The organism is Novosphingobium sp. SG707 (genome assembly GCF_012275515.1).
Classification (GTDB): domain Bacteria; phylum Pseudomonadota; class Alphaproteobacteria; order Sphingomonadales; family Sphingomonadaceae; genus Novosphingobium.
This window is the reverse complement of the sequence record NZ_JAAZQL010000006.1, coordinates 296,218-321,481: the sequence shown is the minus strand read 5'-3', so window position 1 is coordinate 321,481 and position 25,264 is coordinate 296,218. Positions and strand designations below refer to the sequence as shown.

At 61.7% G+C, this 25,264-nt stretch carries 24 protein-coding genes and 1 pseudogene; 14 read left to right on the top strand and 11 right to left on the bottom strand.

The window, feature by feature from the left end:
* The first annotated feature begins 33 nt into the window (after positions 1-33).
* Complete coding sequence (locus FHW92_RS18175; RefSeq protein WP_168604674.1) at positions 34-447, top strand: SRPBCC family protein; 414 nt, start codon at positions 34-36, stop codon at positions 445-447.
* 273 nt (positions 448-720) lie between these two features.
* Here the strand turns inward: FHW92_RS18175 and FHW92_RS18170 are convergent, their stop codons facing one another.
* The gene (locus tag FHW92_RS18170; RefSeq protein ID WP_168604673.1) at positions 721-1,626 is read right to left on the bottom strand and encodes an AraC family transcriptional regulator; all 906 of its coding nucleotides are present in this window, start codon (positions 1,624-1,626) and stop codon (positions 721-723) included.
* A gap of 99 nt (positions 1,627-1,725) precedes the next feature.
* Here FHW92_RS18170 and FHW92_RS18165 point away from each other — a divergent pair, with 99 nt between their 5' ends.
* Complete coding sequence (locus FHW92_RS18165; protein ID WP_168604672.1) at positions 1,726-2,475, top strand: SDR family oxidoreductase; 750 nt, start codon at positions 1,726-1,728, stop codon at positions 2,473-2,475.
* Positions 2,476-2,726: 251 nt separating this feature from the next.
* A complete protein-coding gene (locus FHW92_RS18160; protein ID WP_168604671.1) occupies positions 2,727-4,961 on the top strand; it encodes an EAL domain-containing protein in 2,235 nt (744 codons plus the stop codon).
* Between the two features lie 57 nt (positions 4,962-5,018).
* On the opposite strand, the gene FHW92_RS18155 is transcribed toward FHW92_RS18160, so the two are convergent.
* Positions 5,019-6,398 carry an ATP-binding protein gene (locus FHW92_RS18155; protein ID WP_172249317.1) on the bottom strand — a complete coding sequence of 460 codons (1,380 nt, stop codon included), beginning with the start codon at positions 6,396-6,398 and terminating at the stop codon, positions 5,019-5,021.
* Positions 6,399-6,403: 5 nt separating this feature from the next.
* Positions 6,404-7,126, bottom strand: a complete 723-nt coding sequence (locus FHW92_RS18150; protein WP_168604669.1) for a response regulator — start codon at positions 7,124-7,126, stop codon at positions 6,404-6,406.
* Between the two features lie 163 nt (positions 7,127-7,289).
* Between FHW92_RS18150 and FHW92_RS18145 the strand changes: the two genes are divergently transcribed.
* On the top strand, positions 7,290-7,685 hold the full coding sequence (locus FHW92_RS18145; RefSeq protein WP_168604668.1) for a hypothetical protein: 396 nt from the start codon (positions 7,290-7,292) through the stop codon (positions 7,683-7,685).
* 68 nt (positions 7,686-7,753) lie between these two features.
* Positions 7,754-8,179, top strand: coding sequence for an EF-hand domain-containing protein (locus tag FHW92_RS18140; protein ID WP_168604667.1), 426 nt, complete (start codon positions 7,754-7,756; stop codon positions 8,177-8,179).
* 142 nt (positions 8,180-8,321) lie between these two features.
* Here the strand turns inward: FHW92_RS18140 and mdlC are convergent, their stop codons facing one another.
* The 4 genes from mdlC to FHW92_RS18120 form a co-directional block, all read right to left on the bottom strand.
* Positions 8,322-9,887, bottom strand: a complete 1,566-nt coding sequence (mdlC, locus tag FHW92_RS18135; protein WP_168604666.1) for a benzoylformate decarboxylase — start codon at positions 9,885-9,887, stop codon at positions 8,322-8,324.
* Positions 9,888-9,896: 9 nt separating this feature from the next.
* Positions 9,897-10,940, bottom strand: coding sequence for an amidohydrolase family protein (locus FHW92_RS18130; protein WP_246870251.1), 1,044 nt, complete (start codon positions 10,938-10,940; stop codon positions 9,897-9,899).
* 99 nt (positions 10,941-11,039) lie between these two features.
* The gene (locus FHW92_RS18125; RefSeq protein ID WP_168604664.1) at positions 11,040-13,415 is read right to left on the bottom strand and encodes a TonB-dependent receptor; all 2,376 of its coding nucleotides are present in this window, start codon (positions 13,413-13,415) and stop codon (positions 11,040-11,042) included.
* Positions 13,416-13,470: 55 nt separating this feature from the next.
* Positions 13,471-14,694: an MFS transporter gene (locus FHW92_RS18120; RefSeq protein ID WP_168604663.1), complete on the bottom strand. Its 1,224-nt coding sequence runs from the start codon at positions 14,692-14,694 to the stop codon at positions 13,471-13,473.
* Between the two features lie 127 nt (positions 14,695-14,821).
* Between FHW92_RS18120 and FHW92_RS18115 the strand changes: the two genes are divergently transcribed.
* A complete protein-coding gene (locus tag FHW92_RS18115) occupies positions 14,822-15,493 on the top strand; it encodes a TetR/AcrR family transcriptional regulator (protein WP_168604662.1) in 672 nt (223 codons plus the stop codon).
* Between the two features lie 178 nt (positions 15,494-15,671).
* On the opposite strand, the gene FHW92_RS18110 is transcribed toward FHW92_RS18115, so the two are convergent.
* Positions 15,672-15,938: a hypothetical protein gene (locus tag FHW92_RS18110; RefSeq protein ID WP_168604661.1), complete on the bottom strand. Its 267-nt coding sequence runs from the start codon at positions 15,936-15,938 to the stop codon at positions 15,672-15,674.
* Positions 15,939-15,959: 21 nt separating this feature from the next.
* Entirely contained in the window at positions 15,960-17,111 is a 1,152-nt protein-coding gene (locus FHW92_RS18105; protein WP_168604660.1) for an AAA family ATPase, read from the bottom strand.
* A 47-nt stretch (positions 17,112-17,158) separates the two neighbouring features.
* On the opposite strand from FHW92_RS18105, the gene FHW92_RS18100 reads away from it, so the two are divergent.
* Genes FHW92_RS18100 through FHW92_RS25575 form a run of 3 tightly spaced genes read left to right on the top strand, consistent with a single transcriptional unit; the run spans position 17,159 to position 17,885 of the window.
* Positions 17,159-17,344 carry a hypothetical protein gene (locus tag FHW92_RS18100; protein WP_168604659.1) on the top strand — a complete coding sequence of 62 codons (186 nt, stop codon included), beginning with the start codon at positions 17,159-17,161 and terminating at the stop codon, positions 17,342-17,344.
* Entirely contained in the window at positions 17,341-17,466 is a 126-nt protein-coding gene (locus FHW92_RS26115; RefSeq protein ID WP_282599799.1) for a hypothetical protein, read from the top strand. The genes FHW92_RS18100 and FHW92_RS26115 overlap by 4 nt, the downstream gene beginning before the upstream one ends.
* Positions 17,463-17,885, top strand: coding sequence for a hypothetical protein (locus FHW92_RS25575; RefSeq protein ID WP_210428569.1), 423 nt, complete (start codon positions 17,463-17,465; stop codon positions 17,883-17,885). Before FHW92_RS26115 ends, FHW92_RS25575 begins: the two co-directional genes overlap by 4 nt.
* Here FHW92_RS25575 and FHW92_RS18085 read toward each other — a convergent pair.
* Both FHW92_RS18085 and FHW92_RS18080 read right to left on the bottom strand, forming a co-directional pair.
* Positions 17,822-19,771 (bottom strand): tetratricopeptide repeat-containing sulfotransferase family protein, encoded by a 1,950-nt coding sequence (locus tag FHW92_RS18085; RefSeq protein WP_168604658.1) that lies wholly within the window; start codon positions 19,769-19,771, stop codon positions 17,822-17,824. The genes FHW92_RS25575 and FHW92_RS18085 overlap by 64 nt on opposite strands.
* A 95-nt stretch (positions 19,772-19,866) precedes the next feature.
* Complete coding sequence (locus FHW92_RS18080) at positions 19,867-22,383, bottom strand: TonB-dependent receptor (RefSeq protein ID WP_168604657.1); 2,517 nt, start codon at positions 22,381-22,383, stop codon at positions 19,867-19,869.
* A gap of 20 nt (positions 22,384-22,403) precedes the next feature.
* Here FHW92_RS18080 and FHW92_RS18075 point away from each other — a divergent pair, with 20 nt between their 5' ends.
* From FHW92_RS18075 to FHW92_RS25835, 5 genes and pseudogenes are all read left to right on the top strand, one after another.
* Entirely contained in the window at positions 22,404-22,715 is a 312-nt protein-coding gene (locus tag FHW92_RS18075) for a hypothetical protein (RefSeq protein WP_168604656.1), read from the top strand.
* Positions 22,716-22,781: 66 nt separating this feature from the next.
* The gene (locus FHW92_RS18070; protein WP_172249319.1) at positions 22,782-23,141 is read left to right on the top strand and encodes a metalloregulator ArsR/SmtB family transcription factor; all 360 of its coding nucleotides are present in this window, start codon (positions 22,782-22,784) and stop codon (positions 23,139-23,141) included.
* Positions 23,138-23,569, top strand: a complete 432-nt coding sequence (gene arsC / locus FHW92_RS18065) for an arsenate reductase (glutaredoxin) (protein WP_168604654.1) — start codon at positions 23,138-23,140, stop codon at positions 23,567-23,569. The genes FHW92_RS18070 and arsC overlap by 4 nt, the downstream gene beginning before the upstream one ends.
* Complete coding sequence (gene arsB, locus FHW92_RS18060) at positions 23,566-24,615, top strand: ACR3 family arsenite efflux transporter (protein ID WP_168604653.1); 1,050 nt, start codon at positions 23,566-23,568, stop codon at positions 24,613-24,615. The genes arsC and arsB overlap by 4 nt, the downstream gene beginning before the upstream one ends.
* Before the next feature lie 70 nt (positions 24,616-24,685).
* Positions 24,686-25,182 (top strand): annotated as a pseudogene (locus FHW92_RS25835) (hypothetical protein).
* Positions 25,183-25,264: the final 82 nt, after the last annotated feature.

The window sequence follows — 25,264 nt, the reverse complement described above, 5'->3', positions numbered from 1 at the left end:
TTCTCCAAAACCAACGTCGAGAGGAAACTTATCATGGCAAAAGCATACGCAAGCATCGATATCGCCCGCAGCGCGGCCGAAGTCTGGCAGCTCACCGGCGGTTTCAACGCGCTCCCCGATTGGCTTCCCTACATTCCTTCATCACAGCTTGAGGAAGGCGGCCGGGTTCGCCGGATCCGCAATCTCGATGGCGAGGAAATAGTGGAACGGCTCATGGCGTTCGACGAAGAGGCGCGCAGCTACAGCTATCACATCCTGAAGGCGCCATTTCCGCAGGCGAACTATCTGGCAACCTTGCGCGTCTTGGACGTCGATGGCGGCCGCGCCGCCCGTGTCGAATGGTTCGGGCAGTTTGACCCCGTGGGCGTGACGGAAGACGAGATCGTAAGCCTGTTCAAAGGCATCTATGACGAAGGTCTGGCAGCGCTGGCGAGCAAGTTGGGATGAATGAGCCAAGCAATGGCGAACGGCGGGTTTGCCTGAAATCCGCCGTTCACAGCCGATCAGCCAGATGGCTCGAGTTGGGCGGGACCGACCGGTTCAAGGGCCGCCGAGCACTTCATCCCGAGACGCCGCCAAAGCCGACGTCCACGGGACCGATTGACCTCCCTTATAACTGATGGTCGTTCATCTCGTGCATGTTGTCCATGAATGAGCGATTTTGGGACATTGCGATCCCACCCAACCGCACATAACGTGCGGGGAAACCAGCCATCCTTGCTAAACCGCACGCATTGTCCGAACATAGCGCATCGGCGGCATGCCAACGTGGCGGGCAAAAGCGGTGCTGAACGTGCTCGCCGAACCATAGCCGACCTGGGCGGCGACATGCTCGATAGCAAGTTCACGCGTGCGCAACAGCCGCTTGGCCAGCGCCATGCGCCACGCCAGCAGGTATTCCATCGGCGGAAGCCCAACAACGCGATGAAAGCGCGCACAAAAAGCCGAGCGCGACATGGCCGCTTCCGCGGCGAGATCGGCAACTGTCCAGCCACGCGCAGGCCAGCCGTGCATGGCGCGCAAGGCAGAAACCAGTCGGTCATCCGACAGCCCACGCGCGACACTTGGTACTGACATGATATCGGCGCCAAAGCGCAGCGCCTCGATCAGCAACACTTCCAGCAGGCGTTCCAGCACCAATTCGCGCCCCGGCCTCGTATGGCGGGTTTCATCGCCCACCAGTTGCAGCAACAGCGCAAGCCGGGGCGCCCCACGCGCCACAATCATCGCCGGCAACAGCGACACGAGCAAAGCGGCATCAGGCGAGGAAAAGCTGCACAGTCCCACCTGCATCCGCAGATTAACCGGCTCTGCAGGCGGCCCGACCCGAAATCGTCCCTCGCCAATATCCACCGGCATCATCGCGATGCCGTGCGGCGGTGCCTCGATGCTTTCCACGATGTGATCGCTGGTCGATGGCGAAAGCACGAAGTCGCCCTGACGCACGATGATCGGCGGGCGACCCGATGACACGACCCGGCACTCCCCCTCCAGCACCGCGAAAAAGACCGGCTTACCTTCGATGTCGCGGCGAATACGCCAACGCCCGCCATATTCGACGAGCTTGGAATAGCTGGCCGAAGGCTGGAGCAGCGTCACGATCTCGGCAAGCGGGTCAACGGACATAACAGGACTATCGCCAATGAATTCGAGACAGTTGACCATAGCTGATCCTGCAAGCCATGGCCACATTGAGATGACCGTTCACACTTGCGGAGTAATCTCATGCCCACCATTCTCATCACCGGCTGTTCCTCGGGCTTTGGCCTCGAAACCGCCAGACACTTCCTGGCGAAAGGCTGGAACGTCGTTGCCACGATGCGCCAACCCAAGGTCGACATCCTGCCCGCGTCCGATCGGCTCACCATCCTGCCGCTCGACGTCACCGATACTGCAAGCATCGCAAAAGCGCTGGCGCAGGCGGGCGATATCGATGTGTTGGTCAACAATGCGGGCTTCGGCGCCGCCGTGCCGATCGAGTTGATCGAGCCGGATACCGCGCGCCAACTGTTCGAGACCAACACCTTGGGCACGCTGGCGATGGTGCAGGCGATTTTGCCCCAATTTCGCGCACGCCGCAGCGGCACCATCATCAATGTCACATCAACGGTCACGCTCAAACCGCTTCCCCTGGTCAGCGTCTACCGCGCGAGCAAGGCGGCCGTGAACGCGCTTACCGAAAGCTTGGCGGTTGAAATGCAGCCGTTTGGTGTGCGCGTGCATATCGTCCTGCCCGGACGCTCGCCCGAGACGAGCTTCGGCAACAACGCCCTGCCGCACCTGCGCGGGCTCGATAACCCCGATTACAAGCCGATGATCGAAGGCATGATCGCCAACTTCCGCGAGGAGAGCGGGCCGGTTACCCATGCGAGTGACGTGGCCGAGGCGGTGTGGCAGGCTGCCACTGATCCGGGCGCGCCGCTCAAGATCGCGGCCGGAGAGGATGCGGTGCAGTGGATGACCGAGGCAGGATAAGCGCCATCGAACCATGAGCAAGGCTGTTCCGGCCATGAACAGTCTTTGCAAGGCGGGCGTGCGGTCTCTTACCCGCGCGCCTGCATCTTTGGCCCATTACGGGCAGTTTCCGTATTCCCAATAATCAAGGTCGAAGGGCGATGTTTGTCACAAAGTAAAGCGAGTGTTGGCCCGGAGCAGCTGTATCTTCAAGTATGCATTCCAGTGGGAGGATTTACCCCACTTTAAACTATTTCGAGCAGTTTCCTCCAATGGCAAATTTCTACGCCGCGCTAGGGAAGCTGTACCGCGTGGCGTTGCGTGTCTCGCGAGCGGGCAGCACGTCTAACGCGGCATTGCTGACCGTACTGATATGTCTTTCCGTCTTGACCTCTGTGCTCATTGTCAATTTCCTCGTCTGGAATGCAGACGAGCATGCCGACCAGTTGTCGGCCGTCTCGATTTCCGGGGCAATTGATCGCGAACGTTCGCGTATCAGCAATGAAACGTACATCAATGCACATTGGAATGATGCCTTCGCTCATGCTTACGGCTCCTTGGACGATCCATGGATCATGTCGCAATGGGGAACGCCCATAGCGTTGAGTTATGTAATTGACGCAAAAGGACGAACGTTGTTCGCGCATCTTCCATCTGGAAGGAAGCCCCCTCTTGCTGACTTGATCGGGCCAAGCACGCTGAAAACTTTACTTGCCAGTGTCCCTGCAAACGAAACAGCGGTAAGGCAACGCGGCGACGCAGTGGTGCTGCTCGGAAAGGCCGGCACGACGCCGGCTTTGATAGCGTTTTCGCCGATCGTCCGGGAAAATGGCCCGGCAACACTCGACAAGTCCTCCTATCGCATTTTTGTCGATATACGCTTGCTTGATGACAAACTGCTCGAAGAATGGGGGAAAGGCTTTGGTTTGCGGCATCTTCGGTGGTCCCGGGACGGCGCTCCCTCCGAGGACGAAGCCTCAACCGGGGTACGCGATTGGTCGGGTGCGCTGATCGGCACGATTGCCTGGAAACGCCTTGCTCCCGGTTCTTTGGCAGTTCGCGAATTGCTGCCGGTAATCTGCCTGTGTATCGTATCGTTTCTGGCGGTCGCCGCCGTTATCGCGCGCCGTGTTCAAAGTCTTAGTCGAGAGCTGACGGTTCAATCCCACAGCGCCATCGAAGCAGGTCGGCAGGAGCGGGAGGCACGCCTGCTTGCCGACAGCGACGAACTCACAGGGCTGTACAACCGGCGGCGTTTCTATGCCGATTTGGAAAGTGCGGTCATCCCGGCAAACCTCAACGCCATGACGGTGGGATGGATTGATCTCGACCGCTTCAAACCGATCAATGATACGTTCGGCCACCTGGTTGGAGACCGGGTGCTCGTGGAAGTCGCCCGTCTGCTTCGCGACACGGCCGGCCCCATCGCCACGCTCTATCGCGTGGGCGGGGACGAGTTCGCGATGATCGTGTGGCTTGATGGAAAAGCCGCACTGCAGCTTGCGGAAAAGATATGCGCGGTTGTGGCTGCTCCGATGCGAATTTGCGACCGACAGGTGAGCTTGGGTGTGTCAATCGGGCTTGGTGCATTTGTCGATCCCGAACTCACTCCGGTCGATCTTGCCAAACGTGCCGACCACGCGCTCTACCATGCAAAGCGGGAGAAGTCCGGACAAGCCGTTCAATTCAACCTGGAACTGGAACGTCAACTGCTGGACGATCACGTCATTGAGGGGGAACTGCATACGAGTGAATTCGAAACCGAATTGTATTTTGATGTGCAGCCAATCGTTTCGGTGAAATCAGGCGCGGTGGTGGGCGGCGAGCTCCTGGCGCGCTGGACGAGTACGCGACTGGGGGTGGTCGAGGCCCAGCGCTTCGTCAAAATAGCGGAACGCAGCACCCTTATCCATGTGATCACGCGAAACGCCATGCGTCGCGCGCTGGAACTGCTGGAAGTTCTGCCGCCTGGCAAAACGCTCTCCGTCAACGTATCTGCCTGCGATCTGCATTCTGCTGATACGGTGGATGTGATTCTCGACATGGTCCGCAATTCGCCTGCTGATCCATGCCGCCTCTGTATCGAGGTGACTGAGACGGCGGTGATGCGAAACCTTGACGCTGCCATTGATGCACTCCGCCGATTTCGCGCGATTGGCATGCAGGTGGCGCTGGACGATTTTGGTACTGGCTACTCCAGCCTTAGCAATCTTCATCGCCTGCCGCTCGACAAGGTGAAGATCGATCGCAGCTTCGCCCTTAATTTAGACAACAGTTACAGCGTGTCGATCATCGACGCAGTCGTCAACCTTTGCCATTCGCTCGGACTGGTTTGTATTGTCGAGGGGGTTGAGACCGCTTCACAGGCCATCAAGTTGCAAAACATCGGCTGTGACCTGATGCAGGGCTATCTCTTCAGCTATCCGCTGAATTCAAAAGTGTTTGTCGCATTTGCCTCACGTTGGTTTGCACTGAGAGATGAGGACCGCCCGCGCATTGCCGGCTGATCCGATATGCCCGCGAATCCCTCCTGATTGCCTTTGCGATGGCCTTATCGGAAGCGGCTAACGGCCGGATTTTGGGCCATGCTGACGTTCATCAAGCGGCAGCATCCAAATGCTCACCACGAAGCCCCCATCGACGCGGTTAGCGAACAAAATCTTGCCTTCTTGCGCTGCGACCAGCGCCCGGACGATCGCAAGCCCAAGCCCCGCACCCGCGCCGGCGCTGCGGTCTCGTGAAGGATCGATCCGGCCAAACGGCTCGCCCAATGCGCCCAGCCTGTCGTCAGGAACACCGGGGCCATCATCCTTAACATCGATCCGCCAGCGGCCGTTATCTTCACAAAGCGTCAAAACGACCTGCGTCCCATGCCGCAGGGCATTGTCGACCAGATTGGACAATATCCGGCGGATCGCGAGCGGGGCCGCGACCACAGGCGCCTGCTCGACCGCGAGCGACAGCGAGACCGTGTCGCCCATCTCCTGTCGTATCTCGACCATGCGACGAAGCTCGGCGGCGAGATCGAGGCGTCGCCTGCTTTCGTCCACCCTGGCCTCGGCGCGCGCCAGGAGCAGCGTATCGTCCAGCAGCGCCGCCATCTCGTCGAGGTCACGGGCCGCCCGCTCGCGCTGCTCTGCATCGTCGATGAACTCGGCACGCAGGCGGATGCGCGTGATGTAGGTCCGCATGTCGTGCGCGATTGCGGCCAGAACGCGGGTGCGTTCGGCGATCAGTTCGGCGATACGGCCCTTCATCTCGTTATAGGCCTGGGCCAGATCACGCAGCTCGGGCGATCCGGCGACTACAAGATCGGGAGAAGCCGGCTCGCCGCGATAGGTTCGGATGTCGCGGGCGAGGCGGACGATCGGACGGGTGGTGGCGCGCACTGCAAAGGCGAGCGCCACCAGCGCGGCAATGCCGCCCAGACCCAGCAGGGTTGCGCGTCGGCGCAGTACGACGAGGACCGATTCGGACGGCTGGCTTTCAATGGACAACATGGTGGGACTGTCGCCCGACAACGCGACATGCACGGACAATGGGTCGGCAATCCACCCCGGCCATGGGTTGAGGCGGGCGAGCCTCGGGAATCGTGCGACGCGGCCCGTCACGGAAAGACGACGCCCTGGCATCCCGCTGCTGTAGATGCGGCCGATGCTCATTCCTTGGGCGCTTTCGACCGATGGAGGGAGAGAGCCTGGCTCAACGCGGACGTGATAGAGAGCGCCATCGAACGCGATGACTTCGGCGGCTCGCCGCCCGGGCGGCATCGCCTCGATCAGATCGACTATGGCGCGCATCTGTCCAACACTGGGCAGGCTGGCGGCGCCAGAGCGCGGCGCGCGGCCGGCCTCGCTGGTCAGCGCGAACATCGCGAGCTGCAGCAGGACGAAGCTGCCGACCAGGATGACGGTGATCCGGAAAGCAAGCGTGCCCCGCTGCATGGCGTTCAATTCTCCTCGACATGGGCGGCAAGGCAATAGCCGCCGCCGCGCACCGTCTTGATCAGTCCGTCACCCGCCGAATGGGTTTCGAGCTTACGGCGCAGCTTGCCCACCTGAACGTCGATCGCGCGGTCGAAGGGTTGGGCGTCGCGCCCTCGTGTCCAGTCGAGCAACTGATCGCGTGAGAGCACACGCCGCGGGTGACGAACGAAGGCTGCGAGCAGGTCGAACTCGCCGCCGGTCAGCTCGACATCGGCACCGGCAGGGTCCGCCAAGTTCCGCCGGCTCATATCCATGACAAAGCCCCTGAAGCGCCAGCGCTCCTCCGGGACCGATGCAGGCGCCACACGATGCCGATCGCGTGTGCGCCGCAGGATCGCCCGGACGCGCGCGACCAGCTCGCGCGGGTTGAACGGCTTGGGGAGATAGTCGTCGGCGCCGATCTCCAGGCCGACGATGCGGTCGATATCATCGCCGCGCGCGGTGACCATCAGCACCGGTATCTCGCCTTCAGCGCTCAGCCTGCGGCAGATGGAAAGGCCATCTTCGCCCGGCAGCATGACGTCGAGCACGGCAAGATCAATGCGCCGACGCGCCCGCAGGCGGTCGAAGGCGTCCCCAGTCGGGCAGAGTTCGGCCTCAAACCCTTCGCGGCGCAACAGGCCGGCAACGAGCGGGCCAATCTCGGGATCATCTTCCACGACGGCAATGACGGTCTGGCTGTCCATGCTCGCCATCATGCTTGCCCGCAGGCGCGAGGGAAAGCAGCGATCGGCCCCGCTTACATTTCTTCACATACGCTCATGTGCCGCTCATCTGCGGCTTACCCCCGGTCTCCACATTGCGTGGCGTCGGACAGCCCCCCGTCCGCCTCGTACAAGGAGTATCGACATGAAGACTTTCATCATGATCGCGGCCAGCACCTGCATGATCGCAGTCGGTGCCTCGGCCGCCGACGCACGGGCGCGCGGCGGTCATTTTTCGGTCCAGGGTTCAGGCGGTCGCGGCTTGAACGTCTTTCGCAGCATCAACCGCCAGCCCGGCAGTGTCGCTGCTACCCGGAGCATCCAGACCAATGGCGGCCATGGCGTGACGACAACGCGCGGCGGCAGCTGGTCGAACGGCGTCTATTCGGGCGGCGCCACGCATACCACCAACAACGGCACGACCTGGGGCCGCTCCACCAGCGCAACCGCCAATCCGAACGGCGGCGGCAGCTTCAACTCGACCGTCACCGGCCCGGCCGGTGGCCACGCAACCGTCTCGGGCTCGACCGGACAGCAATAACCAGCTCGCACCCCTCCCTCCAGGCCCCCTGCCCCCGCGCGGTGATCCGGTATTTCAAGGACAGCATCATGAAGACATATATGATCCCGGTCGCCGCAGCGCTTCTCGTGCCGGTCGCCGCCCATGCGCAAACGGGCGGCCGGATGGCAGACCTGTTCGCGGGTGCCGATACCGACCATGACGGCCGCATCAGCCGGACGGAATTCGTTGCTGCGCGCAACGCTCATTTCGCCCAGCTCGACCGCAATGGCGACGGCGTCGTGAGTGCCGCCGATTTCCCGCGCGCTGCGCGCTTCCCAGCGGCGAAAGCAAAGATCGACGCGATGGTTGCGTCAGACGATGTCAATCATGACGGCGCGGTAACGCGCGCCGAGATGGTGAATGCGCCGACCACAATGTTCGACAAGGCCGACACCAATCATGACGGATATGTCGATCAGGCCGAACTCGCCGCCTTCCGCGCGAAAGCACGGACAATGCAGGGAAGTTTGTGAGATGATAACACAACCGCAATTACGATCCGGCATCTATGGCTCACCGGGAGTTATATCAGCGCTGTTTGCATCACTTGCCGGTCCAAAAATCGAACATACGTTTCGTGATCATGCGTATTGTTCAACCCCGGCCTTGATCGTTTCAAGTCAGTCGTATCTCCACCAGGGTCGGCCCCTGCATCTGTAACGACCAAAGCAAGGCCGCATCTAGCTCCTCCGTTTGGGTTACGCGATGGGCCGAGACGCCATGCGCGGCGGCAAGTGCAACAAAATCAAGCCCCTCGACCACCGTGCCTGGAAGCTGATCGAGCCCAAAGCGGCGGGCGAAGTTATTGAGCGCTTCATAGCCGACATTGTTGAGGATGATGAAGCTGATGTTGGCGCCTTGGTTTGCCGCACTCCACAGGCCCTGGCTGGTGTACATGGCCGATCCGTCACCGAGCAGACAGACGAGCTTGCGATCGGGTTGCGCGCGAGCAATGCCGATTGCGGCAGACAGGCCGTAACCAAGCCCCCCGGCCGACGTGGTGTAAAAGCCACCCTCTTCGGTGATCGGCAGATGATCGTGCAGCGCGTCGCGTGCTGTCGGTGCTTCCTCGACGATAATCGTGCCCGCAGGCCTCAACGCTGCAATGCGTGCCATGACAAAGGCAGGGGTCAGCGCGGGCGCTGCAGGAGCGATGGGCGCCCGGGCAGGAGCGCGCGGCGTATCCCGCTGCGCGACCTGCTCGGTTAGCGCGGCTATCCCTGCCCGCACATCACCAAGCACACCGATGCCTGCGCGCAGTGTGGCAAGATGCTGCGGGTCGTCACTCAGCAGCGCGAGAGAAACTCCCTCCGGCCAGGCGACAGCATCACTCTCGGCGTGCCAGGTGAAGGCGGGAGCGCCGAGCACAGCGACGATGTCATAGCTCTCCAACATCTTCACCAGCCGCTCCTCATACCCCGGCAAGAAGCCGGCAAAGCGCGGATGTGTCTCGGGAAAAACCTCGCGCCCGGTGAGCGGCGCAACCCAGACATCGGCGCGGATTTTCTCGGCAAAGGCGATGCATTCCCCCCACGCACCCGACCGGGCGATGCCTGCACCAAGCACCAGTGCAGGCCGCCGGGCGCCGTCAAGCATTGCTGCCATATCGGCGATGCCCGAGGGATCGGGCAGAGTGCGCAGCGATAAGCGCGGCAAGGTCGGCATCACACATTCCCGGTTCCAGTCGTCGACAGGAATGGAGACGAACACAGGCCCCATGGGCGGCGTCAGCGCGATCTGGAAAGCGCGAACGAGCGCGGCAGGCACATCCTGCGCACGCAATGGTTCGGCCGCCCACTTCACGTAAGGCCGGGGGAACTCTGTCGCCCGCTCTGCGCCGAGGAACGGGTCCTGTGGCAGCAGCGAGCGAGCCTGCTGCCCCGCCGTGACGACCAGCGGCACACAGCCGCGATAGGCCGTAACAAGACTCCCCAAGCCATTGCCGGTGCCTGCCGCCGAATGAAGATTGACGAGCGCAGGGCGGCGCGTCGCCTGCGCGTAGCCATCGGCCATGGCCACCACCACCGCCTCGTTGAGACCGAGCACATAGGTAATGTCGTCCGGCATTGCCTGAAGCATCGGCAGTTCGGTCGAGCCTGGATTGCCGAACAGGGCGTCCACGCCAAAGTGGCGAAAGATCGCATAGGCCGCATCACGCACGGTGGAGATGGCAGTGGGCATCGGCTTTTCCTAAAGCTTGAACCAGCGCTCGGCGTTGGTCTGGAAAAACTTCTTTTTGATCTCGGGCGCGATGTCGAGATTGTCCATGGCGCGGACCTCGGCCTCTTCCACCTGATAGGGATAGTCCATCGCATACATAATGCGGTCCTCGCCCACGACCTGCTGGGCGAAACGCACAGCAGGTTCCCAAGCCACGCCGCTGTTCGTGATCAGCACGTTGGAGCGCATATATTCGGCGATGGTTTTCTTGAGTGGCTTCAGCCGCTCGTAACGCTGCGACCGCACGCCCGCCTGATGCATGTAGTCGAGACGATAGAGCCAATAAGGCAGCGCTTCGCCCATGTGACCGACCATGATCTGGAGATCGGGATAGCGGTCAAAGATACCGGTGGTGATGAGGCGCAGAAGATGCATGCCGGTATCGACGCCGAAGCCGAAGACGGCGCCGTCGAGGCCAGCCTCCAGCATGGGGTCGATCATCGAATCCGGCGGCGTCGAGGGATGGATATAAAGAGGCTGACCGGTCTCGGCGAGGGCACGGAAGATCGGGTCGAACTTGGCCTCGTCGAGATATTCGCCCTGGGTGTGGCTGTTGATCTGAACGCCCTTGAACCCCAGTTCGCGCGCGCCGCGACGGATTTCCTCGGCTGACCAATGGGGATCCTGCGGCGCAACGGCGGTCATGCCGATGAACCGGTCAGGATAGGCGGCGCAGCGTTCGGCGAGGAAATCATTAGCGCGTCGCGCGATGTCCTTTGCCTCATCGAGATCATGCAGCGGTTGAACACCGGGCGCGGTGAGCGCGAGGATCGCCTTGTCAATGCCGTGGGCATCCATGTCGGCGATGCGGCGCTCACCCACATCAAGCAGGCGCTCCATAACCTGTACAGTGCGCGCCGAGGGCGACTGACCATAAAAGCCCCAGAGCGATGTCATGCCCTTATCCGCTGTGCCTTCGCGCAACATCCGCAGATAGGCATCGACCTGCTCTCTCGTGGCGAAGGCCTCTTCGGTGGCGATGCGCAGATAGCCGCGATCACCGCCCGTCTTCAATTCATGGCTCATGGGGGATGCTGTCCTTAAGGCGTTAGAGAAAGAACCGGGGAAGAAAAACCGGGGGGAAGCGCGCGGGCGTTTCCTCCGGCGCTCGGATCAGAAGCTTTTCCTGACGGTGATCGCCCATTCGCGCGGCCTGCCCGGCTGCGCATTGGCGACGCCGGTCGTCACCGAGACTTCCGAGGCGGTGAGGTAATAATATTGGTTGAAGAGATTGGTGACTTCCAGCGAAGCCTCAAGATCGCGTTTGGGGTTGCGCCAGGTCAGCCGCGCATTGGCGAGCGTATAGGCGTTGATCTGCGTGCGCGGCGAATTGACCGCGACACCCCAGATCGTGGACTGGTGCGAGATGTCGAAGCGCGGCGTAAACGAACCGATGGAGTGCGCATCGATCTCATACTGGATGCCCGAGCTCCATTTCCACTTCGGCGTATAGGGCGGCACCATGCCGAACTGCACGCCATTGGGATTGCCCGCGCCCCCGGCCTGGGGGGCGATGGTCTTATAGGCGAAGTCGGTATAGCTGATCGCGCCGTCATACATGAGGCCGCCGAACAGGCGTATCGAACTTTCCGCCTCGAAGCCCTTGATGCGCGCGGTGCCGACATTGGCGGGCATGGCGCAGGGCAAGGTGACGCCGGGCGGGTTATACTGCGGGCAACTGTTCAGCGTGAGCTGGATGTCCTTGTAGTCCGATGTATAGGCGGCAAGGTTCAGACGGACGCGGCGATCAAACAGATCGCTCTTCACGCCCACTTCCCATGTCGAAAGCTTCTCCGGATTGAAGTTCACGACCTGCGAGGCCGAATAAGGCCGTGGGTTGACACCGCCTCCCTTGAAGCCCGTCGACCACTGTACATAGGTGTTGATGCGTGGGGTGATCTGATAGGAAATGTTGGCGCGATAGTCGACATTGTCACCGCTGTAATTGCCGGTCTTGCCGTCCAGAGTTGTATATTGGCCGCCGAGCAGATTGCCGTCACGGTCCCGGCGGCGGAAGGTGTAATTCTTCTCTTCCTTGGTGTAGCGGATGCCGCCGGTCAGGGTGAGCTTGTCGGTAAGGTCATAGGCGGCGTGGGCAAAGACGGCGCGGCTTTTGGCCGGAACCGGATCGCCCGAGACGAAGACCAGCGCGGGGACCGCATAGCGGATGTCCTGACGCGAGACGTAAAAGCTCTCCTGGTCGATCATATAGCCGCCCAACGTGTAATGCAGGCGATGGCCGAGCGTGTCGCCCGTCAGGCGCAGCTCATTGCTCCAGGCGTGAAACTTGACGTTGTTCGGACCGCCCAGCACCACCGACATCGGCGACAGGTCGTCCTCATTGGAGAAAGTCTCGTCATATTTGCGATAGGCGGTGATGCCCACGAGCTGGATATTGTCGGCAAGCTTCCATTCGACCTGCCCGGAGAGGCCCCAGCCGGTGTAATCGAGGCGGCCGGGGATCGTCGAGGCGGCAAGCGCGCCGTCGGCGGGCGAAGTATAGGTGGAATAATTACAGTAGCGGCCGCAGATAAAGCGGGAATCGAACGGGATGGGCGTGGCAAACGGGTTCACATCGCCCGCGCCCTTGTAGTTGGCGTAAGTTAGAACACCACCGGCAATCTCGTGCTTCTCGGCCGTATAGTCACCGATGATGTTTACCTCAAGGTTGCTCGACGGCTTGTAGCGCAGCGCAGCGCGCGTCGCCCAGTAACCCACCTCTCCCTGACGGGACAGAACGCAGTTGGGCGCATCACGGGTGGCCGGGATGCCCTGCCCCGGATGGTCGCAGCCATAGTCGCGACGCTCGATATAGCCGTCCTGCGAGCGGGTAACGCCGGTCAGGCGGAAGGAGAGGTCTTGAGCGATTCCGATGTCGGCCATCGCGCGCAGGTCGAAACGGTTGCGCGAGCCATAAGTACCGGAAACATAACCGCTGTTGTCCCCGGTCGGCCGCTTGGAATAAAGTTTGATGGCGCCGCCGATCGAGTTCTTGCCTGCGAGCGTGCCCTGAGGGCCGCGCAACACCTCAACGCGATCAAGATCGAGCAAATCGAGGACCGAGCCGGTCAGCGTCGCATAATAAACATCGTCGACATAGAGACCCACGCCCGGCTCAAGCGCAGGGTGGAAGTCAAACTGGCCGACACCGCGGATGTTGGCGGCGAGCGACGAGCCGTAATTGGCCGAATTAGGCTTGAGCGTGACGGACGGGGTCTGCGCCGCAACATCGGCGATGGAAACCTGGCTGCGGGCCTGCATCATCTCGCCCGAAACGGCGGTGATGGCAATCGGGGTGCGTTGCAGGTTCTGACGGCGGAACTGCGCGGTGACGATGATTTCCTCTACCTTGCGATCTGGGACGGCCGGGACAGCCTGTGCCGCCGCGTCACTGCCGCCTGCCTGCTGCGCGAAAGCCGCAGGCGCCGCCGCGAATGCCATGGCCAGCCATCCGGCAGACTTGAGCAATATGGATCTGGTGGTCTTCATGTAGCTCCACTCCCTTTCCGACTGCATTTTTTTCAGGCTTGGTCTCCGTGACAGCTCAGGCGTGGTCGAGCTCCTGCCCGACCCGACGGGCCACGAAGGTGGCGAGCACCAGCACAATGAGCAGAGCGGCTGCCGGGATCAGGAAAAAATGGCCGCCCCGATCAAGCCCGGCAAGCGAGGCGAGCGAGCCGACCATCGGTCCCATGATCGCCCCGATGCGCGCAACGCCCAGCGCCCAGCCAAGACCGGTTGCCCGGCTCTCCGGCGGATAGAGCGCGCTTGCCGTGCCGTTCACGCCGTTCTGGATGCCCGTGACAAAAAAGCCCGCGCAGGCGATGAGCAGAACCGTGATCACCCCGCCGACCGGCAGCAAGGCCAGAGCGGTCATGGTAAGCGCCGCGCCGCCGGCGAAGATGGCCACCGCATGCCAGCCCGCGCGTCGCAGCCACAGGCTCGCGACAATGCCGCCTACAACCCCTCCTGCGTGAAAACCGGAAGTGACCAGCGCGGCAGCGGAGGTCGACAGGCCCGAGCCTTTCATGAGCAATGGAATCCAGCTCGCGAGCAGATGAATGTTGAGCGCAATGAAGACGAACATGAGCCACACCATCAGCGTGGTGGCGCGCATCGACGGGGCGAGGATGGTGCCGATCATCCCGCGTGGATGGCGCGGCGCCTGATCTGCGGCAGGCGTGACTTCGCGCAGCGCTACCGCGATGATGGCGGCGATGACGAGCGGCAGCACGCCGCCGACGACGAACAGGCCCTGCCAGTGATAGATCGGCAGAACATGCGCCGCCGTCGTGCCAGCCACCACACCGCCGAGCGTGATGCCGATGCCGGCGAAGGCTGTCGCGCTGGCATGGCGCGGCCCCGCATAGAGGGCTCCGGCCATGGCCAGACCATTGGGCATTACAACACCAAGGCCGACACCGATGAAGAAACGCAGCACCGCGAGCTGTTCAAGAGATACCGCAGCGGCCGCGAGCAGCGAGAGCAGGCCATAGGTTGCGCTGGCGATCACCACGAGGCGCTTGCGCCCGAATTTATCGCCGAGCGGGGCGACCAGCGTGGCGCCGACGAGGATGCCGAACAGGCTGGCGCTGAGCAGAGGGCCAAGCTGGGCGCGGGTGATGCCGAAGGCCGCCATGATCGAGGGACCGGCCAGATTGGCTGTCTGGAGGTCGAAACCCTCCACCATCAGGGCGAGGATGACGAGCGCAAGCCCCAGCGCGCCTTGGCGCGGCGGATTACCGACTGCGGACTGCGTGGCCGCCATAATGCACCTCTCCACAAGGTTCTGTTTCATTTTTGATTGGAAAAACTAGAGCACGGGGTCTATTTTTGCGCAAGCGGAAAGTTCGCCGGATGCTTGACTATCTTTTGGAAGGATGGACTATGGTGTCATGTCCGCCACAGTCAGCGCTCCGCTCCCTCCCAGGCCCCCCGTCCAGCAGCGCAGCCTGACCAGTCATCGGCAGATGGTTGATGTGGCCCTGCGCCTCCTCGACGAAAGGGATATTGACCAGATCTCAATCCGCGACATCGTGGGGGCATCCGGCACGTCCAACGGCAGCTTTTACCACCGATTCGGAACAAAAGAGAATTTTTTCAACTATTTGATTGATGACATGCTGGAGCGGCGCGAAAGCGGTGCGATACAGCAGCTCAACGATCCGTCGATAGCTTTCGATGCTTTGTCCGAAATCCTGGCCCGCAGCGCCATGGCCAATTTCCAGCGCCATGCGGGTCTGTTGCGCTCGGCCATTCGCCGTCACATCGCCGGTGACGATTGCTGGAACCGGATCAGCAAGATGTCCCGCCGGATCGTTGTCCTCTATCTAGAGCGCGCTGCGGCATTCGTTGGCCGCCCTCTGGACGCAGCCGAAGCGGAGCGGGTCTACTTCGCCTTCGTGTGGCTCTACGGCCTGCTGGCCTACAGGACACTCGGCCTCAATTCAGTCCACGGCTATGCCATGCCCGACCAGTCTTTCGAGGCGGAAACGATCCGCAATTTCCGGCACCTCATTGACCAGGCGCTGCCAACAGGCAAACAGAAACAAAACAGCGCAAGCTGAGAGAAGCTGAAGCGGGCATCAACCTATCGTCTTGATTGCGGTTACGCCTCAACGCCCTTGAACAACCCATTTCTCCGTCTTGAATGGTCAGTTCAGGATAATCTGGACACTTTCTATGGCTGCCACCCGTACTGCAAGATGATTCTGATCTGCTGGAATGGTCGAGAGCGCGCTTCTATCAGGCCTGATTGGTGCGGCTGGTCGGTACCGCGCGGCACGGGATAGAGAACACCGATCCGCAGAGCCAGAAAACCAGAAACGGCTCGAAATGCTGCATGAGTTGGGTGATGGCTGCGATATCCCCCGCCGTCCATCCAGCCAGCCAAACTGGAAGGAAAAGCATCGGAACAATCTGACGTTTGGCCTTGATCCGGATCTGCTCCCCTTCGAACGTGCGCTCCACCGTGAAGCGTTCCTTGCCAAGGGGGTGGTAGCGGACAGTCATCCCACGCTCCTGCATGCAATCTCAGCGCTTTGGCCATGTCCAGCGCGGGGCATCGTGATCCTCGACATGAGTTTCGCCCATGGTTTTTGACAAACGGATTTCCTGAAGCTCCCCTGCCCTGCGCAGGCCAGCAATCAGCCGATCACTGTGCGACACCAGCACAATCTGGCTGCGGCGCGATGCCTCGATCAAAAGGCGGGCCAGCGCGTCGAGCAGGGAGGGATGCAGGCTGGCCTCCGGCTCATTGAGGATCATGATCTCGGGCGGGCGCGGAGAAAGCAGCGCGGTGACCAACAGCAGATAGCGCAAGGTGCCATCCGACAGTTCCTTGGCCTCGAACGGGCGCAACAGGCCGCGCTGGTGCATCACCGTCATGCCATATTCATCGCCCTCGATCTCGATCCGCGATCCGGGGAAGGCATCGTCAATGGCTTCGGCAAAGGTATCGCCATCCCCGATAGCCTGAATTGTGGCGATGGCGGGGGCTAAATCCGCCCCATCCGCGCCCAACACCGGCGTGTAAGTCATCACATGCGGGCGTCGAGCTGGGGCTTCGGCATCAGTGCGCAGGCTGTCGTAAAAGCGCCAGTTGCGCATCCGCTCACGCATCAGCAGCAATTCCAGCCCATCGACCGGATCGGCGCAATGGGTGACCATGCTGTCAAATGCGGACAGATTGGCGAAGGCGCTGCGCCATTCCCCGGTGGCGGAGGAACGCAGGCTGACCGCGGGCCCCCGCCTCTCGGCAAACAGGTTCGTCCGCCCCAGCACCTCGCCGGTCCACATTGCCTCGACCTTGATCTCCGGGTCATGCTGGAATGGGTGCATCGGTTCGGGGCGGCCAAGATCAATGGCATAGCCGAAATCCTCGCCGGAGAAGCCAAGGCGCAGGCTTACCGGGCCGGACCGCACCGTGCCGGTTATGCGTTGCCGGCCGCTCAGCATCTCGCGACTGAACTTTTCCGGCCCGGCCCACATTGTCGATGACAAGCCGCCCTCGCCAGCCAGCGTGGCGATCAGGCGCCCTTGGGCGGCTTCAGACAACAAACGCAATGATCGATAGAGGCTGGATTTGCCACTCCCATTGCCGCCGGTGATCAGCGTCAACTGGCCCAGTTCCAGAACCACATCGCGCAAGGATCGATAGCCGGCAACGGCAAGACGGGTGATCATGAGGCACACGATAGCTCAAGGTTTTGACGGAGAATAGTTCTGTTCGCTTGCGCCGCCAGATCGGACTTTCCCGGTCGCTGACCGGGCTGTCGGAACCGGCTCACCGCATCCAGCCGCTCCAGCACAGGGGCAGCCAACCGCTCGGTCAGGTCCAGTTCGATGCTGAAATCCGGGTGCTGCTCCATCAGCGCATGGGCAATGGGGATAACATAGTGCTTGCCAAAATGGCGTGACCAGAGCGGAACTGGGGGCGCTGATCACGCATCTTCCGTTCTACGTCGGTTTCCCCGCCGCGATCACGGCCTCGGCGATCGCGGCCGCCACACTGGGCGCCCAGGCGGGAGGAGACCAATGAAAGCCATTCAATTCGACGCATTTGGCGATGCCGATGTTCTCCAGATCCGCAATGTGCCCGGCTATAAGGTGGGCGACCGGGTGATGGGCATTACCGGCGGCGGGGCCTATGCCGAATTGGCCCGCCTTGATTATCGTATGGCGCTGCCCCTGCCCAACAATCTGGGTCTGGTCGAGGCGGCGGGCATCATGGAGGTCTTTGTCACCGCCCATGAGGCGCTGATCCATCTGGCGCAGCTTCAGCCTGCCGTTCCAAAGGATAGGGTTGAAATGGTTCAGCGCCGAGGCTGCTTTGACAAAACCTCCGTGCGCGTATGGGCGTTCGGTCCAAGCCGATGCTTGTTCCTCAATGGCGTTCAGTGCCAGTTTGAACCAGCATCCCCCAAGGCCTGCTCTAGTGGCCCAAGAAATGCCTCGTAATGGCGCCAATGCTCAAGGGCGGAACGATAGATCGGCTGTCGCACCTGCTCGGAACTGACGGTCCGCACGGCCCGCCGGTTCTCGTGAAAGCGCAGGCATTCCGGCGCGAAGTCCACTCCTGCCGCATCGAGCAGCGCGGCAATCTGTGTCTCGGGTTCTGCGACGAGGTCCTCGTAGACCTGCGTATAGATCTTGCCCGGCTGGACCCTGGCAAAGTGCTGCATCGCGAACAGATAGAACCGATAGTACATACCTACCTCGGCCAGATCGTAGGAATAGTCGTGGCCTTTGGCGAAGAGCTGCTTGAAACACGAAAATCCCGCTGCCATCGGATGGCGCCGCACATCGATGATCCTCGCATTCGGCAAGATCAACCGGATCAGCCTGACGTGGCGGAAGTTATTCGGCATCTTGTCAATAAAGTGTGGCCGCCCCAATCGGCGGTGAATCTCCGCCTGCGCCAGATATTCCTCCCCAAGCGCCCGCACCTCCGGCTCGGTCAGGCGGGATACGGCATCCGGGCCTGTGGCCGCCAGACGACCGGCGATGCTTCCCATATAGGGCAATTCCATCGTGCCTTCGATATCCGGGTGCGTAGCGAGGATCTGCTCCACCAGCGTCGAGCCCGACCGAGGCAGGCCGACGACAAAAATAGGCGCCGTGCTCCTCGCTCCCCAACCGGATCGGAGGGCGAAGAAATCCTCGGAAAAGAGCACGCCGATTTCGGCCGCCAATTGCCCATAGTCGGGCGCGGGTGCCTGGCGCTGCCGAAGGGCGAATGCTGCTCCTGCTGCATAATGTTTGAAACTCTCGGCAAAACGCCCCGCATCCTCAAGCAACCGGCCCAGCGCATAGGACAATCGCATGCGATCCCGCTCATCCAGATCCGGCCTCTGCAGAATACGGCGCATCTCGCTTTCATCCGCATCGCCCAGTACGCCGATCTTGAGGTTGGCCAGACTCCACCACGCCTCACCGTTCGTCGGCTGCAGCGCGGCGGCGCGACGGTATGCGGCAATCGCGCCGTCGCGATCGCCACGCGTGCGCCACGCGTGCCCGAGGTTCACCGCAATGCGCGGGTTGGCAGGATAGCGCGCCGCCAGCTCGCCCTGGATCGCTGCCGCACCGGCCTCATCGCCCAGCAGCGCAAGACAGGCCCCCCGCAGGTTGCGATAGGCCGGGTTGGCCGGATCAGCCCGCTCCAGCGGCGCCAATTCCAGCAGGGCCGCTTCGGCTCGCTGCGCCGCAAACAAGGCCCGCGCGAGAGCAAAGCGCAGTGGGGCGAGCTCGGGCTGAATCGTCAGGGCATGGCGCAGGAGCGCTTCGGCCTGTTCATGCGCCCCGGCGACAGAGAGGCAGTCGGAGAGCAGGCGCAAGGCTTCGACGTGATCGGGATGGCTTGCCAGATAGTCCCGCAATACCGGCTCGGCATCCTCGCAGCGGCCCAGCGCCACCGCCTCGGCCGCTGCGGCAAGCCGGAGGTCTGCAATGGAAAGCCGCGCCAGCCTCGCTTGCGCCTGCGCTTCGGTTGCATAGCGCCCTAGCGCAAAGGCCGTGTTCGACAGGGCTTCCCACGCCTCCACCAGCCCCGGCTCGATGGCAACCGCCGCCTCCAGATGCGCGATGCCCTCCTCTTCGCGCCCCAGCAGCGAAAGCGACAGGCCCAGTTCATAACGCGTGCGGGCGGCACGGGGCCACTGCGCCGCCAGCGCGACAAGCAGCGGCAGGGCTTCGCTCGGCTTGCCCAGACGGCGCAAAGCCGAAGCGAGGATCAACCGGGGTCGCGGATCGGCCGCGTTTTGCATGACCAGCGCCTGCGCCAGTCGGCTTGCCTGCGTGGGATTGTCGGCGAGGGCTGCGGCCGCTTGCTCAACAGGATCGGTCATGCCGCTCTCCGGGCGGGGTCAATTCCCCCGCATGTCCATAGTCTGGCAGCGCGAGGGCCGCCCCGCAACATCTTGCGGAACGGCCCCGCCCAGCCTCAGAAGTTGTAGGTAACCCGCCCGTAATAGTAACCGCCGTTGATGCCCCAGGGCGTAAAGGCGATGGCGGCATTATAGATATTGTTGAGCAGCGGCCGCTGCGTGCCATTGACGGTGACAGTCGGCATCATCGGCGCCTGCTTGTTGAACAGGTTGTTCGCGCCCGCATTGAACCGAAGCTTTGGCGTCAACGCATAGCCGATGTCGAGATCGGTGATGAAGGTCGTGCCGATCCGGACCAACTGCGCGCTGCTGCCCTGCCCGGAGCCATCGGGGCTGAAGTGCTGGCTGGTGACGCCATACATCGTCTCGCGCAGGTTCACCTTGAGCGGCCCGTGGCTCCACAATGCGTTGGCAATCGCCTTGACCCGCGGCGAGGCCGTGGTCAGCGCATCCATCGCATATTGCGTCATCAGCTTCGTCTGCCCCTGGCTGGCGTTATAGACCGCCGCAGGCAGATCGATGATGTTGGTGATCTCGGTTTTGTTATAGTTTACCCCCAGCGACCAGTCGACGTGATTGGCCTCGCCAAAATCGCTGGCATAATTGGCGGTTGCCTCAACCCCGCGGGTGCGGGTGTCGGCCCCGTTGGTGAAGATGTCGATACCGGCATAGGACGTTGCATCCGCCACCGAAATCTTGCGTGCCGACAGCGCATCGAGCACGGCCTGAGACACCACCGTCGACCCGTTGGAGCCGAAGATGTCGCCCGATCCGACGATGCGGCGCTTGATGCTGATCTGATAGGCATCGAGCGTCAATTGCAGTTTGGGCGCCGGATGGGCGACGATCCCGAGCGACAGGTTGGTCGACCGTTCAGGCTTGAGCTGCGAGAAGCCCAGCAGTTGCGAGGAGGCCGAATTGGCCGGGAACTGGCCATAGACATAGCCCGGCCCGACATTGACCGACGAATAATGCTCTTCGGCCAGGCAGGGCGCGCGGAACCCGTTGGCGACAGTGCCGCGCAGGGCGAAGGCGGGCGAGAAGTCATAGCGGGCGGTCAGCTTACCCGTCGTGACCGATCCGAAGTCGGAGAAATGCTCATAGCGCCCCGCAAGGTCGGTGTGCAGCCCCGCCACCGGATCGGCGGCAAGGTCGGCATAAAAAGCATAGCCGGTGCGGCTGAATACGCCCGCGTCGGTTTCGGCAAAACCCTGATAGCCCTGACCGCCGCCATAGGCATTGGCGGCCCACTCGCCCTCACCGATGGCATAGGTGTCGCGGCGATACTCGGCGCCCAGAGCCAGCGTGATCGGCTTGGCAAAGCCCACTTCGAATTCACGGTTGAGGTCGAGGTTGGCCGCCCATTCGCTGTTCGACAACTGACCGTCATAGAAATCGCGCTGCAGCCCGGTGAGCGGCGTGGCACTGGTCGACTGGAGCGCCGAAAACAGGCCACGGTTGGCCGAGTTCAGCGTGAAGAGCTTGACCGTGTCGCGGCCATAGGTGCCCGAGAGGTCATAGTTCCACCCAGCCGCCTTGCCCTTGATGCCGGCGGTCAGCGAGAAGTCTTCCTCACGCACGCCTTCCTGCGGGGTAAAACCATTGGGCAAGGGATAGACGGTCGTCCCCGTGGCCGTCGTGCCGGAGACGCGGTTACCGACGCGATAGTTCTGGTTCGAGCGCGCGCTGCGGTTGCCATAGCTGCCGAAAGCATAAAGCTGCGCGCTGCCCAGATCATAGCCCGCGCTGAAGCTCACGTTGTAGATGGTGTAGCGCGCATCGCCATTGATGCGGTTGACCCGGGGGAACCCATCCGACGCCTTGAGACCGGCGACGATAACCGGATTGGTCGCGGTGATATTGCACTGCGGGTCGAAATAGCGGCGGTCGCAGGTGCCGTGCTGGGTGAAATCGTGAAACTTGTACTCGCCGGTCAGGTTGATGAAGCCGTTTTCGCCCAGCTTCATGCCCGCATTGATCGCGGCCGAAGCGGTGGCGCCGCCGTTTTCGTAGTTTTTCCCGCCCGAGGCGGTCACCATGCCGCCATGATCCGCCGTCTTGGTGATGATATTGACCACGCCCGCGATCGCATCGGATCCGTATTGGGCCGCCGCGCCATCCTGCAACACTTCGACCCGCTGGATCGATGCCACCGGAACGAAGCTCAGGTCGGTCGTGGCACTTCCGGAATAGGGGCTGCCACCGGCAACGGCGAGGTTGGCCGTAGTATGACGGCGCTTGCCGTTGATCAGCACCAGCGTTTCGTTCGGGCTGATGCCGCGCAGCGCCGCCGAAAGCGTGAGATTGGCCGTATCATTGCCAAAGCCCTGAAAATTCAGCGAAGGCAGCGATGCCGAAAGCGCCGGTCCAAGATCAGGCGGGCCTACATTTTGCAGGGCCTGCACCCCGACCACCTGAACCGGCGCCGCGCTATCCTGCGCGCGCATCCCGGTCAGGCGCGTCCCCGTCACGATGATGTCTGCGGCGGGCGGCGGGTTTGCTGCATCGGCCGCATAGGCCGGGGCCGCCGCGCACAGGACAAAGGCGGTGCTCGAAAGGAGATGAAGCTTCATGGTTTGGAACCCTCCCGGGAATGATTCTGGTTTTATTTTTGCGCCGGGCACACCGCATCAGCCATGTCGATATCAGCCATGTCGATATCAGCCATGTCGATGCTTCCCCAAGCCCGACAAAGCTATCTATTCCGCTCCGGGATACACAGCCGCATATCACCGCGCGCCGCGATACCTTCCGCTGTTTTCACTTCTGCTCCGGCATGAAGTTTTGTGATGTGGGTTTGGCCCGCCGCTATAAGGGGCACAGTCTCTTCGGCATCCTTTATCGACCAAAGTTCCCTTTCGTTTATCGCGCAACAGCGGACTCCGAATTGGTCCGAAATGAATGACGATCATCAATTGACTCTCCTCCGCCACATCCATATTTCCATGCCTATCGAATTATGGAGAATCCGGTGGACGCTGCCGAAGTCATTCGCTCACTAGGAGCACTTGCTCAAGAGCATCGGCTCGCCGCCTTTCGGCTGCTGGTGCAGGCAGGCGAAGAAGGTTTGCCTGCTGGTGTGATTGCTGAAAAATTGGGGATGGTCTCATCCTCGATGAGCTTCCATCTGGCCGCGCTCGCCAATGCTGGCCTCGTTACGCAACGCCGCCAAAGCCGTCAGATCATCTACAGCGCCAACTATCCGGCTATGAACGGACTGATGGGCTATCTGACTGAAAACTGCTGCGGCGGCCTGCCTTGTGTGGATGACGTCTGCTGCCCGCCGTCTGGCGCCATCATCACCCCCGATCCCGAGGAGAGTGTGGCATGACCACCGATATCATTATCTATCACAATCCCGAATGCGGCACCTCGCGCAATGCGCTGGCGATGATCCGCAATGCCGGAATCGAACCCCATGTGGTCGAATATCTCAAGACCCCGCCCTCGCGCGGAATGCTGGAAAGCCTGATCGCGCGGGCGGGCATCACGCCGCGCGCTCTGCTTCGGGAAAAGGGGACGCCCTTTGCCGAACTTGGCCTAGGCAATCCTGACCTCACCGATGCCCAGTTAATCGATGCCATGATGGAGCATCCCATCCTGATAAACCGGCCGTTGGTGGTCTCGCCGCTGGGCGTGAAGCTGTGTCGCCCATCGGAAGAAGTGCTTGATATCATCCCTGCCCGGCAGCGTGGCACTTTTGCCAAAGAAGACGGCGAGCAGGTGGTTGGCGCCGATGGCCAAAGGCTCAAGTCGTGAGCCGCCTGTCGTTTCTTGATCGCTACCTTACCCTGTGGATCTTTTTGGCTATGGCTGTGGGCATCGGCCTTGGCCATTTTGTGCCTGCGGTTCCGGCCGGATTGAACGCCCTGTCGGTGGGCAGCACCAGCATACCGATTGCGATCGGGCTGATCCTGATGATGTTTCCGCCGCTGGCCAAGGTCCGGTATGAGGAATTGGGACAGGTGTTTCGCGATACGCGGATCTTGAGCCTCTCCTTTGTGCTGGCATGGATTGTCGGTCCGGCGCTGATGTTTGCACTGGCGGTGACATTCCTGCCCAATTCACCTGAATATATGACCGGGCTGATCCTGATCGGTATCGCTCCCTGCATCGCGATGGTGCTGGTCTGGAACCAATTGGCGCATGGCGACCCGCAATATGTGACAGGGCTGGTGGCGTTCAATTCCTTGTTCCAGATCTTTTTCTACACACCCTATGCTTGGCTGCTGCTGACTGTCTTGCCGCCCGCATTCGGGTTGCAGGCGCATGTGGTCAACGTGGAATTTCCGATGATCGCGCGGGCGGTGCTCACCTATCTCGGAGTGCCGTTTGCCGCCGGTTATCTGGTGCGCCGCAGCCTGATCGCGCGCAAGGGGCAGGATTGGTACGAGCACCATTTCATCCCCGCGATCAGTCCGTTGACTCTGGTGGCACTGCTGTTCACCATCGTCGCCATGTTCAGCCTGAAAGGCGGCGAAATCCTCGCCTTGCCGATGGATGCGGTCAAGGTTGGCGTGCCGCTGGTGATTTTTTTCGTCGTGATGTTCCTGTTGAGCTTTGCTTTGGCGAAGCTGGCTGGAGCGGATTATCCGCGCGCGGCGGCCCTGTCTTTCACGGCTTCGTCGAATAATTTCGAATTGGCCATCGCGGTGGCGATTGCGGCTTTCGGCCTCGCCTCACCGGTGGCTTTTGCCGCCGTGATCGGCCCGCTGGTCGAAGTGCCGGTGCTGATCACGCTGGTCAATGTGGCGTTGTGGATTGGTCGGCGCTGGTTTGCTGATACCGCGCCGATGGGGGCTTGAAGATTGGACGAGACTGCCTTTTCCGCCTGCGCGTTCTGACATAGGCCCGCGCTCAGGCCCGAATAGGCTCATCGTAGCCCGGCCGGCATTGGGGCTGGGGGCGTTGGCCCCGCCACCGCGCATCCTTCTGCCCTACGGCAGCTTGCGCGAGCGGTCCTATTCGCGGCTGGTGGTGGAGGAAGCGGCGCGCCTTCTACGCTGTTTGGCTGCGAGACGCGGATCGGCCATTTGCCGCTGGCGACGAAGGGCATGCGTCCCACCCAAGGGCGGACAATGGCCGTGATGCAGCTCTGCGCCGGGTCGCAATCGCGCATACTGGGCCGCTGAATGCGCATGTTCACCATTCCAAACCAGTCCTCTTTGGCCAAAGCCCATGCGGAATTCGTTCAGACGGGCCGCATGAAGCCCACGTCCTATTACGATCGTATCGTCGTTGTGTGCGAAGAACTGATGTGCTTCACGGTCCTGTTCCGCCCCCACGCAGACCAATTTGCAGACCGCTATTCCGAGCGTGTGAAACGAGATTGCCCAGTTGAGATGCCGGTTGAGAAAGCCAGAAAGGGATAAACCCAACTCTTGAGCGTGCCCGACATGGGCAGCACATAATCCAAACCCACCCGGGTCAATTCTTATTGATATTCCTGGGTCA